General features: G+C 61.3%; 15 protein-coding genes. 9 read left to right on the forward strand and 6 right to left on the reverse strand.

Features of this window, described 5'->3' with window-relative positions; all coding sequences use genetic code 11:
• Nucleotide 1: 1 nt before the first annotated feature.
• The 3 genes from dsbA to AC19YY_RS05885 all read right to left on the reverse strand — a co-directional run bounded on the left by dsbA (nucleotide 2) and on the right by AC19YY_RS05885 (nucleotide 1,778).
• Nucleotides 2-637 (reverse strand): thiol:disulfide interchange protein DsbA, encoded by a 636-nt coding sequence (gene dsbA / locus AC19YY_RS05875; RefSeq protein ID WP_170041976.1) that lies wholly within the window; start codon nucleotides 635-637, stop codon nucleotides 2-4.
• Between the two features lie 189 nt (nucleotides 638-826).
• The gene (locus AC19YY_RS05880) at nucleotides 827-1,441 is read right to left on the reverse strand and encodes a c-type cytochrome (RefSeq protein WP_169954121.1); all 615 of its coding nucleotides are present in this window, start codon (nucleotides 1,439-1,441) and stop codon (nucleotides 827-829) included.
• Between the two features lie 46 nt (nucleotides 1,442-1,487).
• Nucleotides 1,488-1,778, reverse strand: a complete 291-nt coding sequence (locus AC19YY_RS05885) for a c-type cytochrome (protein ID WP_169954120.1) — start codon at nucleotides 1,776-1,778, stop codon at nucleotides 1,488-1,490.
• A gap of 192 nt (nucleotides 1,779-1,970) precedes the next feature.
• Here AC19YY_RS05885 and yihA point away from each other — a divergent pair, with 192 nt between their 5' ends.
• Nucleotides 1,971-2,612 (forward strand): ribosome biogenesis GTP-binding protein YihA/YsxC, encoded by a 642-nt coding sequence (gene yihA / locus AC19YY_RS05890; RefSeq protein ID WP_500603954.1) that lies wholly within the window; start codon nucleotides 1,971-1,973, stop codon nucleotides 2,610-2,612.
• 268 nt (nucleotides 2,613-2,880) lie between these two features.
• Here yihA and polA read toward each other — a convergent pair whose 3' ends face one another.
• A complete protein-coding gene (polA, locus tag AC19YY_RS05895; protein WP_500603955.1) occupies nucleotides 2,881-5,676 on the reverse strand; it encodes a DNA polymerase I in 2,796 nt (931 codons plus the stop codon).
• Between the two features lie 74 nt (nucleotides 5,677-5,750).
• On the opposite strand from polA, the gene AC19YY_RS05900 reads away from it, so the two are divergent.
• Nucleotides 5,751-6,041 (forward strand): DUF2782 domain-containing protein, encoded by a 291-nt coding sequence (locus tag AC19YY_RS05900; RefSeq protein ID WP_104911281.1) that lies wholly within the window; start codon nucleotides 5,751-5,753, stop codon nucleotides 6,039-6,041.
• 56 nt (nucleotides 6,042-6,097) lie between these two features.
• Nucleotides 6,098-7,051: a homoserine kinase gene (locus AC19YY_RS05905; RefSeq protein ID WP_169954118.1), complete on the forward strand. Its 954-nt coding sequence runs from the start codon at nucleotides 6,098-6,100 to the stop codon at nucleotides 7,049-7,051.
• Nucleotides 7,052-7,159: 108 nt separating this feature from the next.
• Here the strand turns inward: AC19YY_RS05905 and AC19YY_RS05910 are convergent, their stop codons facing one another.
• Nucleotides 7,160-8,089 carry a zinc ABC transporter substrate-binding protein gene (locus AC19YY_RS05910; protein ID WP_500603956.1) on the reverse strand — a complete coding sequence of 310 codons (930 nt, stop codon included), beginning with the start codon at nucleotides 8,087-8,089 and terminating at the stop codon, nucleotides 7,160-7,162.
• A gap of 58 nt (nucleotides 8,090-8,147) precedes the next feature.
• On the opposite strand from AC19YY_RS05910, the gene zur reads away from it, so the two are divergent.
• From zur to AC19YY_RS05930, 4 genes are read left to right on the forward strand one after another with little or no spacing between them, the layout of a single operon-like run.
• Nucleotides 8,148-8,630, forward strand: coding sequence for a zinc uptake transcriptional repressor Zur (zur, locus tag AC19YY_RS05915; protein WP_029290345.1), 483 nt, complete (start codon nucleotides 8,148-8,150; stop codon nucleotides 8,628-8,630).
• Nucleotides 8,630-9,415 (forward strand): zinc ABC transporter ATP-binding protein ZnuC, encoded by a 786-nt coding sequence (gene znuC, locus AC19YY_RS05920; protein ID WP_500603957.1) that lies wholly within the window; start codon nucleotides 8,630-8,632, stop codon nucleotides 9,413-9,415. Before zur ends, znuC begins: the two co-directional genes overlap by 1 nt.
• Nucleotides 9,408-10,196, forward strand: coding sequence for a zinc ABC transporter permease subunit ZnuB (znuB, locus tag AC19YY_RS05925; protein WP_029290341.1), 789 nt, complete (start codon nucleotides 9,408-9,410; stop codon nucleotides 10,194-10,196). The genes znuC and znuB overlap by 8 nt, the downstream gene beginning before the upstream one ends.
• A gap of 37 nt (nucleotides 10,197-10,233) precedes the next feature.
• Entirely contained in the window at nucleotides 10,234-10,953 is a 720-nt protein-coding gene (locus AC19YY_RS05930) for a PA5502 family lipoprotein (protein ID WP_169954115.1), read from the forward strand.
• A gap of 94 nt (nucleotides 10,954-11,047) precedes the next feature.
• On the opposite strand, the gene katE is transcribed toward AC19YY_RS05930, so the two are convergent.
• A complete protein-coding gene (gene katE / locus AC19YY_RS05935) occupies nucleotides 11,048-13,219 on the reverse strand; it encodes a catalase HPII (RefSeq protein WP_262376969.1) in 2,172 nt (723 codons plus the stop codon).
• A gap of 235 nt (nucleotides 13,220-13,454) precedes the next feature.
• Between katE and AC19YY_RS05940 the strand changes: the two genes are divergently transcribed.
• Nucleotides 13,455-14,462, forward strand: coding sequence for an ATP-binding cassette domain-containing protein (locus AC19YY_RS05940; RefSeq protein ID WP_170041980.1), 1,008 nt, complete (start codon nucleotides 13,455-13,457; stop codon nucleotides 14,460-14,462).
• Complete coding sequence (locus tag AC19YY_RS05945; RefSeq protein ID WP_169954113.1) at nucleotides 14,462-15,136, forward strand: methionine ABC transporter permease; 675 nt, start codon at nucleotides 14,462-14,464, stop codon at nucleotides 15,134-15,136. Before AC19YY_RS05940 ends, AC19YY_RS05945 begins: the two co-directional genes overlap by 1 nt.
• The last annotated feature ends 25 nt before the right edge of the window (nucleotides 15,137-15,161 follow it).

The raw sequence follows: 15,161 nt of genomic DNA on the forward strand, positions 1-15,161 counted from the left end.
CTTACTTGGCTGCGCGCTCTTTGGCGATCAGCTGGTCGGCAACGTTCAGGGTCGCTTCAGGGCCGCCGGTGGAGCCGAGGTCAAAGCGGTACTTGCCGTTGACGATCAGGGTTGGAACGCCTTGCACGCCGTATTTCTGTGCCAGCTCCTTGGCCTGCTTGATCTGGCCCTGGATGGCGAAGGAGTTGAAGGTTGCGAGGAACTTGTCCTTGTCCACGCCTTGGGTGGCGAGGAAGTCAGCCATTTGATCAGGCTTGGTCAGCGGCTTGCGATCCTTCTGGATAGCTTCGAACACGGCATTGTGGACCTTATGCTCCACACCCATGGCTTCCAGGGTCAGGAACATCTGGCCGTGGGCATCCCAAGGGCCGCCGAACATGGCCGGGATGCGCTTGAAGTTCACGTCCGAAGGCAGCTTTTCGGCCCAAGGGTTGATGGTCGGTTCAAAAGAGTAGCAATGCGGGCAGCCATACCAGAACAGCTCTACGACTTCGATCTTGCCCGGCACGGAAACCGGTACAGGATTGGCCAGTTCAACATAGGTCTTACCCGCTTCAAGTGGCACATCGGCGGCTTGGGCGGTCATGCCGAACAGGCTGGCAGTGACGAGAGCGGCGCTGAGGATCAATTTACGCATGCTTTACTCCTGGACAAATAAAGTCGCCTCGCGCGACCTTTTTTATGACAGGCCTGCACGGGCATGAGTTCGTTAGTGTAACGGTAGCGGCCACAAAAAAGGGCGGCCCGCGCCACCCTTTTTATGCTTGCATCGACGGATTAATCGAGCGTTAACGTTACCACTGGTGTACGCCCGGCCTTGCGCGCCTTACTTGTGCAGGCCCTGGATATAGCTGGCCACCGCTGCAATGTCTTCATCGCTCAATTTGCGCGCGATGGTGCGCATGGTCATGGCGTCGCCATCGTTGGCGCGACCGGCTTCTTCCTTGCGGAAATCGGTCAGTTGCTTGGCGATGTACTGGGCGTGCTGGCCGCCCAGGTGCGGGAAACCTGCTGCGGCGTTACCCGAGCCATCCGGGGAGTGGCAGCCGGTACAGGCCGGCAGGCCTTTGTCGAGGTCGCCGCCACGGAACAGCTTTTCACCACGCTCGACCAGTTTTGGATCCGCCGCCCCCACGCTGCCTGCCTGGCTGGCGAAATACGCCGCGATATCCGCCAGGTCCTGATCGTTAAGATTGGTCAGCATGCCGGTCATTTCCAGGACCGTTCGCTTGCCGTCCTTGATGTCGTGCATCTGCTTGGTCAGGTATTTCTCGCCCTGGCCCGCCAGTTTTGGAAAGTTGGGTGCCGGGCTGTTGCCGTCCGGTCCATGGCAGGCGCCACATACAGCGGCCTTTGTCTGGCCAGCAGTAGCGTCACCTGCAGCATGGGCAACACCAGTGATGCCCAAGGTCAACAGCAGACTCACGATCAATTTGTTCATCAGCTAATCCAATTACGGCTAAAGGTTATAGAGTTATGAACCGGGTCTACTCGCTCATCAAAAGGATGATGGCCTGGTAATCCTCGGCACGGCATTCCATGCACAAACCACGCGGCGGCATCGCCTTGAAACCCTGGGTCACGTGCTGCACCAGCGTATCCATGCCTTGCGCCAGTCTCGGCGCCCAGGCTGCCTGGTCACCCCGCTTGGGGGCCGTTGGCAACTGCCCGGCATGGCAAGCCGCGCAAACGCGGTTGTACACAGCTTCCGGATCCTGTGTAGCCTGCGCACTGTAAAGTGGTATCAGGACACCGACAGCTAGCAGCCACTTGGTCATACGTCGACCTTTTCAGGGTTTGGAAGCGTTTTGCGTTCTAATGCGCAATAAAGGTCTATCGCTCCCGTGAACTTCATCCTTCGCTGGGACAAAGCACACACAAAATCTGCGGCATTATATACTGGCGCTACTGAAACGGGAACGACACTACTTGCCGCACCCATTCCCGGCACCGCCCACATCGGAAATCCCATGCAACTCAAGAACCCCATCCTCGGTCTGTGCCAACAGTCCACGTTCATGCTCAGCGCCGCCAAAGTCGACCAATGCCCCGACGACGAAGGCTTTGAAGTGGCCTTCGCCGGGCGCTCCAACGCCGGCAAGTCCAGCGCGCTCAACACCCTGACCCATGCCAGCCTGGCTCGCACCTCGAAAACCCCAGGCCGCACGCAACTGCTCAACTTCTTCAAGCTAGACGATGATCGGCGTCTGGTCGACCTGCCGGGCTACGGTTACGCAAAAGTACCTATCCCATTGAAGCTGCACTGGCAGCGTCACCTGGAAGCGTATCTGGGTGGCCGCGAGAGTTTGAAAGGGCTGATCCTGATGATGGATATCCGTCATCCAATGACCGATTTCGACCTGCTGATGCTCGATTGGGCAGTCGCCAGCGGCATGCCAATGCACATCCTGCTGACCAAGGCCGACAAGCTGACCTACGGCGCCGCCAAGGGCACTTTGCTCAAAGTGCAGGCACAAATCCGTAAAGGTTGGGGTGATGCCATCACCATCCAGCTGTTCTCGGCGCCCAAGCGCATGGGCCTGGAAGATGCCTATACCGTGCTGGCAGGCTGGATGGAACTGGCGGACAAGGGCGCAGAACTGACCGAATAACTTTTCTGCGGGCAAAAAAAACCCCGGACTTCGTATGGGGAGGGGAAGTTCGGGGTCCAAGTTCCGGACCGCTAGGGCGGGGTCCAGATATCTGCCAACACTTAACACAACATAGGAGCATTGAAGGGCTTCACCACCCATTCAGTAACTCTGAGTGACTTTTCATGGGTTAAGTTCCGGCGCCCCGGAAAAACTATTGGAAATAACCCTCGGATATTTCCGATCTATAGGCAACGCTGCGACCTCATGCCGCAGCGCTGCCGGATAATCAGTGCGCCTGGTCCCAGTTATCGCCCACGCCGACCTCCACCAGCAGCGGCACATCCAGTTGCGCGGCACTGCTCATGTGCTCGCGAATCTTCTCGCTGACTTCAGCCACCAGGTCCTCACGGACCTCGACCACCAATTCATCGTGCACCTGCAGGATGACCTTGGCGTCGAGCCCCGACTCCGTCAGCCAGTTGTCGACCTTGACCATGGCCTTCTTGATGATATCGGCGGCAGTCCCCTGCATCGGCGCGTTGATCGCGGTGCGTTCTGCGCCTGCGCGCTCCTGCGGCTTGTTGGAGTGAATATCCGGCAAGTACAGGCGACGCCCGAACAGGGTTTCCACATAGCCCTGGTCGGAAGCCTGGGCGCGGGTGCGCTCCATGTACTCGCGCACCCCTGGGTAGCGAGCGAAGTACACATCTATATAGGCCTTGGCCGTCTTGGTATCGACGCCAATGTCCTTGCCCAGCTTCTGCGCGCCCATGCCGTAGATCAGGCCGAAGTTGATCGCCTTGGCGCTGCGGCGCTGATCGGACGTGACCTCGTCCAGTTCGACCTTGAACACCTCAGCCGCCGTGGCCGTGTGCACATCCAGGTTGTCGCGAAAGGCGTTGAGCAAGCCTTCGTCCTTGGACAGGTGCGCCATGATCCGCAGCTCGATTTGCGAGTAGTCCGCCGCCAGCAGCTTGTAGCCCTTGGGTGCGACGAACGCCTGGCGGATCCGCCGGCCTTCGGCCGTGCGCACCGGGATGTTCTGCAGGTTCGGATCACTGGACGACAAGCGCCCGGTGGCCGCCACCGCCTGGTGATAAGAGGTATGGATACGCCCGGTACGGGGGTTGATCTGCTCGGGCAAACGATCGGTGTAGGTGCTTTTGAGCTTGCTCATGCTGCGGTACTGCATCAGCACCTTGGGCAATGGATAGTCATCTTCGGCCAGTTTGGCCAGTACTTCCTCGGCGGTAGAGGCCTGGCCCTTGCCAGTCTTCTTCAATACCGGCAGCCCGAGCTTTTCGTAGAGGATAGCCCCCAACTGCTTGGGCGAACCCAGGTTGAACTCCTCGCCGGCGATCTCGTACGCCTGGCGCTCCAGCTCCACCATCTTGTTGCCCAGCTCGATGCTCTGCACGCCAAGCAACGCGGCATCCACCAGGGCACCTTGGCGCTCGATCCGTGCCAGCACCGGCACCAATGGCATCTCGATATCCGTCAGCACGCTGGCCAGGCTCGGCAGGGCGCAGAGCTGCTCATACAGCGCCAGGTGCAGGCGCAGGGTCACATCGGCGTCTTCGGCGGCGTAGGGGCCGGCCTGCTCCAGGGCAATCTGGTCGAAGGTCAGTTGCTTGGCGCCTTTGCCGGCGATGTCCTGGAAGCTGACGGTGTCATGTTCCAGGTACTTCTTCGCCAGGCTGTCCATGTCGTGACGGGTCGCGGTGGAGTTCAGCACGTAGGATTCGAGCATGGTGTCGAAGGCGATGCCGCGCACGGTGATGCCGTGCGCCGGGTCGCCGCCGATGGCGCAATTGGCCAGGATATTCATGTCGAACTTGGCGTGCTGGCCGACCTTGAGCTTGTTCGGGTCCTCCAGCAGCGGCTTGAGGGCCAACAACACCGTATCGCGATCCAATTGCTCGGGCACGCCGATGTAGGAATGGGTCAGCGGGATGTAGGCCGCTTCGTTGGCCTGCACGGCAAACGAAACCCCCACCAGTTGCGCCTGCTGGGCGTCGACACCGGTGGTTTCGGTATCGAAGGCAAACAACTTGGCGTCATTGAGTTTTTTCAGCCAGACGTCAAAGCGGGCCTGGTCGAGGATGGTCTCGTACTGCGCCTGGACCGGGGCCACAGGCGCCTGGGCCTCAACTGCAACCTGAGCCGGTGCAACGTCCGCGGCGGCCTTGAGCTCGACGCGCTTGGCATCGCGCTGAATCTCGTCGATCCAGCTCTTGAACTCCAGCAGGGTGTACAGCTCCAGCAGCTTCTCGCGATCCGGCTCGATCAGGTGCAAGTCTTCCAGGCCCACCTCCAGCGGCACGTCGACCTTGATGGTCGCCAACTGGTAGGACAGGAATGCCATCTCTTTATGCTCTTCCAGCTTGGCCGGCAGGGTCTTGGCCCCGCGGATCGGCAAAGTCGGGACAATATCCAGTTGCTCGTACAGCTCTTTCAGGCCGCCGTTCACACCGACCAATAGCCCCGAAGCGGTCTTAGGACCGATACCAGGAACGCCTGGGATGTTGTCGGAGGAATCGCCCATCAATGCCAGATAGTCGATGATCTGCTCGGGAGCGACCCCAAATTTCTCCTTAACGCCGTCGATGTCCATGGCGCTACCGGTCATAGTGTTGACCAAGGTAATGTGCCCATCGACCAGCTGTGCCATGTCCTTGTCACCCGTGGAGATCACCACCGGGCGGTTGGCGGCAGCACTGCTGCGGGCCAGGGTGCCGATCACGTCATCCGCTTCGACGCCTTCGACGCACAGCAGTGGGAAGCCCAGGGCGATCACGCTCTGGTGCAGCGGCTCGATCTGCACGCGCATGTCATCGGGCATGCTCGGGCGGTTGGCCTTGTATTCGGCGTACATGTCATCGCGAAATGTCCCGCCCTTGGCGTCGAACACGACCGCGAACGGGCTGTCCGGGTACTGCTTGCGCAGGCTTTTGAGCATGTTCAACACGCCCTTGACCGCACCGGTCGGCAGGCCTTTGGACGTGGTCAACGGCGGCAGCGCGTGGAAGGCGCGGTACAGATATGAAGAACCGTCCACCAGGACGAGGGGGGCTTGGCTCATGAGCAGGATCAACCTTTTCGGCGGGTCTGGCGCTAGAATAGCCGGACCAATGACAACAAAGGGACAAGGTTATCATGCGTACATTCAATCGCCTGCTGTTGACCGGCTTGATTGCACTCGCTCCGATGGCTGCCATGGCGGCAGACGACGCTCCCTCGGGAGACCCGCAAGTCACCATTCGCACGGAAGGCGACAAGACCATCCAGGAATACCGCCAAAACGGTTTCCTGTATGCCATCAAGGTAACGCCCAAGGGCGCACCCCCGTACTTTTTGGTGCGCGCGGACGGAACCGATGCGAACTTCATCCGCTCGGACCAGCCGGATATGCTGATCCCGTCATGGAAGATCTTCGAATGGAAATGATTTCTTAACTTTAATCGGCGCCGCAGCCTGCGGCGCCCGTACTGGCAGTTTTAACCATGTCTGTGTTCACCCCCCTGGCTCGGCCCGAGCTGGAAACCTTTCTCGCCCCTTATGGGCTCGGCCGCCTGCTCGATTTCCAGGGGATTGCCGCTGGTAGCGAAAACACCAACTTCTTTATCAGCCTGGAACAGGGCGAATTTGTCCTGACCCTGGTTGAACGCGGCCCCGTGGACGAAATGCCGTTCTTCATCGAACTGCTGGACGTACTCCACGACGCCGACCTGCCCGTGCCTTACGCCCTGCGCACCACCGACGGCGTGGCCCTGCGCGAATTGGCAGGCAAGCCGGCGCTGCTGCAACCGCGCCTGGCGGGCAAGCACATCAAGGAGGCCAATGCTCAGCATTGCGTGCAAGTGGGTGAATTACTCGCTCACCTGCACCTGGCCACCCAGGGCGACAAGGTGCTGGAGCGCAAGACCGATCGCGGGCTGGATTGGATGCTCGACGAGGGCACGCAGCTGATCTCGCACCTCGACGCCCACCAACAGCAACTGTTGCAAATGGCGCTGGATGAAATCCAGCAGCTCAAAGGGCAGATCCTCACGCTGCCACGGGCCAATATCCACGCCGACCTGTTTCGCGACAACGCGATGTTCGAAGGCACCCACCTGACCGGGTTGATCGACTTCTATAACGCATGCTCCGGGCCAATGCTGTACGACGTGGCGATTGCCCTCAATGACTGGTGCTCGGACGCCGCCGGGGTGATCGACGGCCACCGCGCCCGCGCACTGCTGGGCGCCTATGCGGCACTGCGGCCGTTCAGCACCAGGGAAGCCGAGCTGTGGCCGACGATGCTGCGCGTGGCGTGTGTGCGGTTCTGGCTGTCCCGCCTGATTGCAGCAGAGACGTTTGCGGGGCAGGACGTGCTGATTCACGATCCGGTGGAGCTTCAACAGCTGCTGGAACAACGCCAGCAGGTCACCCTCCAGCTGCCGCTCGCCCTCTAACGCTGTGGGAGCGGGCTTGCCCGCGATGAGGCGTGTCAGTCACCTAATGAGCGCCTGATACACCGCCATCGCGGGCAAGCCCGCTCCCACATTGGTTTGGCGGTGTGCCTACAGTGACTCCAGGCACCCTGCCAAATCATTGCCCAACTTCTCCAGCAACTGCTCATACCCCTGGCCCGTGGCCGGGGTGTAGCCGCCCAGGGCATCCAATTCCGCCAGCTTCACCGGCAGGCCAGCCACCAGGGTCTCGGCCAGACGCGGGCGCAAGGGTGGCTCGCTGAACACACAGGTCTTACCCACTTCCTGCAAGCGCGTGCGCATCGCCGCCACATGCTGGGCGCCAGGCTGCACTTCGGCGGCCACGCTGAACACACCGGTGTGCTTGAGGCCGTAGGCATCTTCAAAGTAGTCGAAGGCTTCGTGGAACACGAAGTAAGGCTTGCCGGCGATACCCGCCAGACGCGCTTTCAAACGCAGGTCCAAGGCATCCAGGCGCCCGTTGAACGCTTGCAGGTTGCTCTGGTAGCGCTCTGCATTGGCGGGGTCAGCCGCGCTCAAGTCCGCCGCCATCCTGGCCGCAATCACCCGCGCATTCACCGGCGACAACCACAAGTGGGCATCCAGGCTGCCAGGGCGATGATCGTGGTCATGGTCGTCGGCTTCTTCGCCATGGGAGTGATTATCTTCGGCGAAATGCCGCAGCTTCAGGCCCGGCAGTTCCTGCACGGCCACCGTGGGCAAGTTGCGACCCTTGAGGACCCGTGGCAGGAAGCCTTCCATGTCCGGACCGATCCAATACAGCAGATCCACCGATTGCACACGCCGTACGTCGGATGGGCGCAATGCATAGTTATGCGGCGAGGCTCCGGGTGGCAATAACACCTCTGGAACCGCCACGCCGTCCTGCACAGCGGTGGCAATCAGCTGTAAGGGTTTGATGCTGGTGAGCACCCGAACCTCGGCCTGGGCAGCCCCGGCAATCAATAAACTGGTGACAAATACGACAAAAACGGCAAAAAGTCGGGACACGATGAGCACTCAAGTCAGCAGGAACGGGTAACATAATAACGTCTCTCACAAATATCTGTCGCCGCTCATGCCTAAAACACCGCTTGCCAGCCGTCCCCACGACCACTCTCACTGCGTGCACAACGCACTGTCGGAGGCCGACGCCCTGTGCGCACGCCAAGGCCTGCGCCTGACCGCCCTGCGCCGGCGAGTGCTGGAACTGGTGTGGCAGAGCCACAAACCGCTGGGTGCCTACGACATTCTCGGCGTGCTCAGCGAGCAAGACGGGCGCCGCGCCGCGCCGCCCACGGTGTACCGTGCGCTGGACTTCCTGCTGGAAAACGGCCTGGTGCACCGCATCGCCTCGTTGAACGCCTTTGTCGGTTGCAACCACCCGGAGCACGCGCACCAGGGCCAGTTCCTGATCTGCCGCGAGTGCCACGCCGCCATCGAGCTTGAACAAAAAAGCATCAGCGACGCGATTATCAAGAGTGCCGGCGATGTCGGCTTCCGAGTCGAAGGGCAGACCGTCGAAGTGGTTGGCATCTGCTCGGGCTGCCAGGGGGCTTGATGAGCACTGCGCTAATCCGCCTGGAACAGGTCGGCGTCACGTTCGCCGACCAGAACGTGCTGGACAAAATTGACCTGAGCGTCGAGCCGGGGCAGATCGTCACCCTGATCGGCCCCAACGGCGCCGGCAAGACCACCCTGGTGCGCGCAGTGCTAGGCCTGCTCAAGCCCGACAGCGGCAGTGTCTGGCGCAAGCCCAAGCTGCGCATCGGCTATATGCCGCAGAAACTGCACGTCGACCCAACCCTGCCGCTGTCGGTGCTGCGCTTCCTGCGCCTGGTGCCCGGCGTGGACCGCACCCGCGCCCTGGCCGCGCTCAAGGAAGTGGGGGCCGAGCAGGTCATCGACAGCCCGGTGCAAAGCATCTCCGGTGGCGAGATGCAGCGCGTGCTGCTAGCCCGGGCCCTGCTGCGCGAGCCCGAATTGCTGGTGCTCGATGAACCGGTGCAAGGCGTCGACGTTGCCGGCCAGGCCGAGCTCTACAGCCTGATCACCCGCCTGCGCGACCGGCATGGCTGCGGCGTGCTGATGGTGTCCCACGATCTGCACCTGGTGATGAGCACTACCGACCAAGTGGTGTGCCTCAACCGCCACGTCTGCTGCTCCGGCCACCCGGAACAGGTCAGCGGCGACCCGGCCTTCGTCGAGCTGTTCGGCAAGAATGCGCAGAGCCTGGCGATTTACCACCACCGTCACGATCATGCCCATGACCTGCATGGCGCGGTGGTTGCCGATCCGATCGCCCCTCATACCCACATCCACGGAGATGGCTGCAAGCATGGCTGATTTTCTGCTCTACGCCCTGCTTGCAGGCTTGGCTTTGGCGCTGGTGGCGGGCCCGTTGGGCTCGTTCGTGGTCTGGCGGCGCATGGCCTACTTTGGCGACACCTTGTCCCACGCGGCCCTGCTCGGCGTGGCCCTGGGCTTTTTGCTGGACGTCAGCCCGACCATCGCGGTAACCGTCGGCTGCCTGCTGCTGGCAGTGCTGCTGGTGACCCTGCAACAGCGCCAGCCCCTGGCCTCGGACACGCTACTGGGGATCCTCGCGCCGAGCACCCTGTCCCTGGGCCTGGTAGTGCTGAGTTTTATGCATGAAGTACGTATCGACCTGATGGCCTACCTGTTCGGCGACCTGCTGGCGATCAGCCCCACGGACCTGGCCTGGATTCTCGGCGGCAGCGCGGCAGTATTGATCCTGCTCGTGGCCCTGTGGCGCCCGCTGCTGGCAATTACCGTCCACGAACAACTGGCCACCGTCGAAGGCTTGCCAGTACCCGCACTGCGCATGACCCTGATGTTGCTGATCGCCGTGGTGATCGCTGTCGCAATGAAGATTGTCGGCGTATTGTTGATCACGTCGCTGTTGATCATCCCCGCCGCAGCCGCCCAGCGTCATGCCCGTTCGCCGGAACAGATGGCGGTCGGCGCCAGTTTGCTGGGGATGCTTGCCGTGTGTGGTGGCCTGGCGCTGTCCTGGTTCAAGGACACCCCGGCCGGGCCGTCGATTGTGGTCACGGCCGCCGCACTGTTTCTGCTGAGTTTTGTCCTGCCCCGCCGAGGGGTGTAGACTTGCTCGCTTTTTGCGCAATTAGAGAGTCGCAGGAATGAAGCCGTTCACCTCCCGTTATCTGCTCCTTGCCGCATTTTCCCTGCTGCTGGGCGCCTGCCAAAGCTCCCCGCCCGTCGCCCCCGAGGCACCGGACGCGCGCGCTGCGGCCATTGCACAGCTGGAACAAAACCTGGCCAGCAGTGAGCTGGCTACCGCCGAAGACCAACTGGCGGCCTTGCAGGCCCAATCGCCTGACGATCCGGCGCTGGAGCCTTATCAGCGCCAACTGGCCGAAGCCTATTTGCAGCGCAGCCAGATCGTCCTGCAAAAAGGTGATGTCAACGCCGCCGCTACGGCCTTGAGCCGCGCCCGGGCCTTGATGCCCAAGGCTCCGGCGCTGACTGGCGGGGTCAACAGCGCCATCGCCCACGCCCGCAAAGCCGAGCTGGATAAAGCCGAAGCCGCCCTGAAAGCTGCCGAAGCCAAGCCACCGGCCAAGGTCATCGACCCCTCCGCCGAGAGCACCACGGTTGCGCTGAACCTCACGGATATCCAGCAATTGCGCCATCAACTGGATGCCATCGCCACCGATGTGGTGAATTACCAGTGTGACGTGAGCATCCAGGTGCCGCGCACCGAGGATTACCCGTGGCTGAACACGCTGTTGACTAAACGAGTGAAGCGGATTGACTCAGGGTATGACCTGAAGATCCACCGGCAGATTCTCAAACACATACCGGCCCAGGTGGTGCTGATTCCGCGTAAGGCGGACTGACGCCCATCGCCGGCAAGCCGGCCCCCACAGTGCAATACATTTCAACGTGGGAGCCGGCTTGCCGGCGATGAGGCCCTGTCAAACAACCAGAAACTTAAGCCGGAACCGCCTTGGCCCTAGGCTCGCGCTCCCACACCCGATGCTGGGCAATCGCCGCAATAAACGCCTTCAACGCCTTGGCATCACCGCCCACAATCAACCCCGCATCCACCTCCAGCTTCAACACTTCCAGCAACTGCTTCGCCTCACCGGCCAAGGCAATCGCCTTCAAGTGCTTGTAGGCCTCCAGCAGGTAATGCAACGCCACGCCATCGCCGCTCAATGCCTGGATCGACTTCGCCCCGCCCGGCACAAACACCGCATCGAATGCCACCGACGGCAAGCCTTCCATCGACGCGTCCACCGCCAGGCTCTTGCCATCGGCCGTAGTGACCGGCGCCGAGGTCGGCCCGAGCAACTTGGCATGGGCACCTTCTGCGGCCAGCGCCTTCTTCAGCGCGGCAATCGCGGCACCATCCACACCATTGGCGGCCAGGATCGCCACCTTGCGCGTCTTGATATTGCCCGCCAGCAAGTTGGCCTGGCTCAAGGCCGGCGAGCGCTCTGGCGCGGTCTTGCGCACCGGCACGGTGCCTTTTTTCGGTGCCGGCAGGCCCAGGTTCTGCGCCACACGCTTGGCCAGCCCGAGGTCGATATTGGCCAGGATTTCATTGACCTGGCGCGCCCGGATAAACTCACGCTCGACCTTGCCCAGCTCAAAGCTATAGGCCGCGATGATGTGTTCCTGCTCGTGCTTGCTCATGCTGTTGAAAAACAGGCGCGCCTGGGAAAAGTGATCGCCAAAGGACTCACTGCGCTCGCGGATCTTGTGCGCGTCGATACGCTCCGGGTAGGACTCAAAACCACCGTCCTGCGCTGCCGGCGCAGTTTCTTTCGGCCAGCCGCCGTCGATGGAGTTCGGCTCGTACGCGGCACGGCCTTTGTCGATGGTGCTGCGGTGCATGGCATCGCGCTGGTTGTTATGCAGCGGCGTCAGCGGCTGATTGATCGGCAACTGGTGAAAGTTCGGGCCACCTAGTCGGCTGATCTGCGTATCGGTGTAGGAAAACAGGCGACCTTGCAGCAGCGGGTCATTGGAGAAATCGATACCCGGCACGATATGCCCCGGGCAGAACGCGACCTGTTCGACTTCGGCGAAGAAGTTGTCCGGGTTGCGATTGAGCACCATCTTGCCCAGCGGGGTGATGGGCACCAACTCTTCGGGAATCAGCTTGGTCGGGTCGAGAATATCGAAGTCGAACGCGTGCTCCTTATCTTCCGGAATCACCTGTACGCCCAATTCCCACTCCGGGTAATCGCCCATCTCGATCGCATCCCACAGGTCGCGACGATGGTAATCGGTATCTTTACCGGCCAGCTTTTGCGCCTCATCCCACACCAGGGAGCAGGTGCCCGCCGTCGGACGCCAGTGGAATTTGACGAAGTTGGATTGACCCTCGGCATTCACCAGGCGGAACGTGTGCACCCCAAAACCCTGCATGCTGCGTAGGCTTTTTGGAATGGCGCGGTCGGACATCGCCCAGATCACCATGTGCGCCGATTCCGGCTGCAGCGAGACAAAATCCCAGAAAGTATCGTGGGCCGAGCCGCCGGTAGGAATTTCGTTGTGCGGCTCAGGTTTTACCGCATGCACGAAATCAGGAAACTTGATCGCGTCCTGAATGAAAAATACCGGCATGTTGTTGCCCACCAGGTCGAAGTTGCCTTCGTCGGTGAAGAACTTCACGGCAAAGCCGCGCACGTCACGCACCGTATCGCCTGAACCACGTGGGCCCTGCACCGTGGAAAAGCGCGTGAACACCGGGGTTTTACGGCCAGGGTCACGCAAAAAACCCGCCTTGGTCAGCGCCGAATGGTTTTCATAGGTCTGGAAGTAGCCATGGGCGCCAGTGCCGCGGGCGTGCACGATGCGCTCCGGGATACGCTCGTGGTCAAAGTGCGTGATTTTTTCACGCATGATGAAATCTTCCAGCAGCGAAGGCCCGCGCGCGCCGACTTTCAACGTGTTCTGGTTATCGGAGATTTTCACCCCCTGATTAGTGCGCAGCGCCTGGCCGGTGGCGTCGGAGCGAGACTTCTCCAGGCTTTGCAGCTTGGCATTGGTGTTGCCACGGTCCAGGGTATCGGTGCCTGCAAGCTCGCTCTTGGGCGGCGTAGCGGGTTTTTTGGTACTCATCAGACAAAACTCCTCGTTTGCGTAGGCCAGAGCGGTCCCTGGCTCGTTTGAGCAAAACCCCGGGCACGGCACCCGGGAAATCGAGTTGCTTAAGTAGTGACTGACGGGATTTTTTACCGTTCCTTTTTTATGACCTTTGATCGCGTTATTGCCAAATCGCTGGTTGAATACGAAATAAATGCTAAGAAACGCTATACGGACAGGCTAAAATGCGCGCCCGGCTAACCGCTGATCCCTTTTCAATGCGCCCCACAAGGTTCGCTACGTGATCGAGTTTCATAACGTCCATAAAACCTACCGGGTCGCCGGCAAGGATATCCCCGCACTGCATCCCACCAGCCTGCGCGTCGAGAACGGCCAGGTGTTTGGCCTGATCGGCCATTCCGGCGCGGGAAAAAGTACTCTGCTGCGCCTGATCAATCGCCTCGAAGAGCCTTCGGGCGGCCAGATCCAGGTGGATGGCGAAGAAGTCACCGCCCTGGATGCCAACGGCCTGCGCCGTTTCCGGCAGCAGGTCGGGATGATCTTCCAGCACTTCAACCTGCTGGCCTCCAAGACCGTTGCCGACAACGTCGCGCTGCCGCTGACCCTGGCGGGCGAACTGTCGCGCCGCGAGATCGATGCGCGCGTGGCCGAACTGCTGGACCGGGTCGGCCTCGCCGACCACGCCAGGAAGTACCCGGCGCAACTGTCCGGCGGCCAGAAGCAGCGCGTCGGCATTGCCCGTGCCCTGGCCACCAAACCGAAAATCCTGCTGTGCGACGAAGCCACCAGCGCCCTCGACCCACAGACCACCGCCTCGGTCCTGCAATTGCTGGCCGAGATCAACCGCGAGCTGAAGCTGACCATCGTGCTGATCACCCATGAAATGGACGTGATCCGCCGTGTCTGCGACCAGGTCGCGGTGATGGATGCCGGGGTGATTGTCGAGCAAGGCCCGGTGGCCCAGGTGTTCCTGCACCCCACGCACCCGACCACCAAGCGCTTTGTGCAAGAAGCCGAGCAGGTCGATGAAGGTGAGCAGCGCGATGTGTTCGCCCATGTGCCGGGCCGCATCGTGCGCCTGACGTTCCAGGGCGAAGCGACCTACGCGCCACTGCTGGGTACCGTCGCCCGCGAAACGGGTGTGGACTACAGCATCCTTGCTGGTCGCATCGACCACATCAAAGATACCCCTTACGGGCAACTGACCCTGGCCATCACCGGCGGTGACATGGAAGCGGCGTTCGCGCGCTTTACCGCCGCCGATGTGCACATGGAGGTCCTGCGTTAATGGACGTGCTACTGCATTACTTCGACAACGTCGACTGGGCTGATATCTGGGTGGCCACCAACGACACCCTGCTGATGCTCGGCACCTCGCTGTTTTTCACCGTGCTGGTGGGCCTGCCGCTGGGCATCCTGCTGTTTCTCTTCAGCCCACGGCAGTTGCTGGAGCAGAAAACCACCTATGCCGCCCTGGCCTTCGTGGTCAACGCCATACGTTCGCTGCCGTTTATCATTCTGCTGATCGTGATGATCCCGACGACCGTGTTCCTCACCGGCACTTCGCTGGGCGTGGCCGGCGCGATTCCACCGCTGGTGGTAGGCGCTTCGACGTTCTTCGCGCGGCTGGTGGAAACCGCCCTGCGCGAGGTCGATCGCGGCATCATCGAGGCGACCCAGGCCATGGGCGCGACCACCCGGCAGATCATCACCAAGGCGCTGCTGCCCGAGGCAAAGCCGGGCATCATTGCTGCAATCACCGTTACCGCCATTGCCCTGGTGGGCTACACCGCCATGGCGGGTGTGGTGGGTGCCGGTGGCCTGGGCGACCTGGCGATCCGCTATGGCTACCAGCGTTTCCAGGATGACGTCATGGTCGTGACCGTGGTGATGTTGATTGTGCTCGTGCAGATTCTGCAAACCATCGGCGATAAGCTGGTGACCCACTATTCTCGAAAATAACGGCCATTGCCGGCCCCCGCCGGCA

The organism is Pseudomonas sp. MF09156, assembly GCF_059862305.1.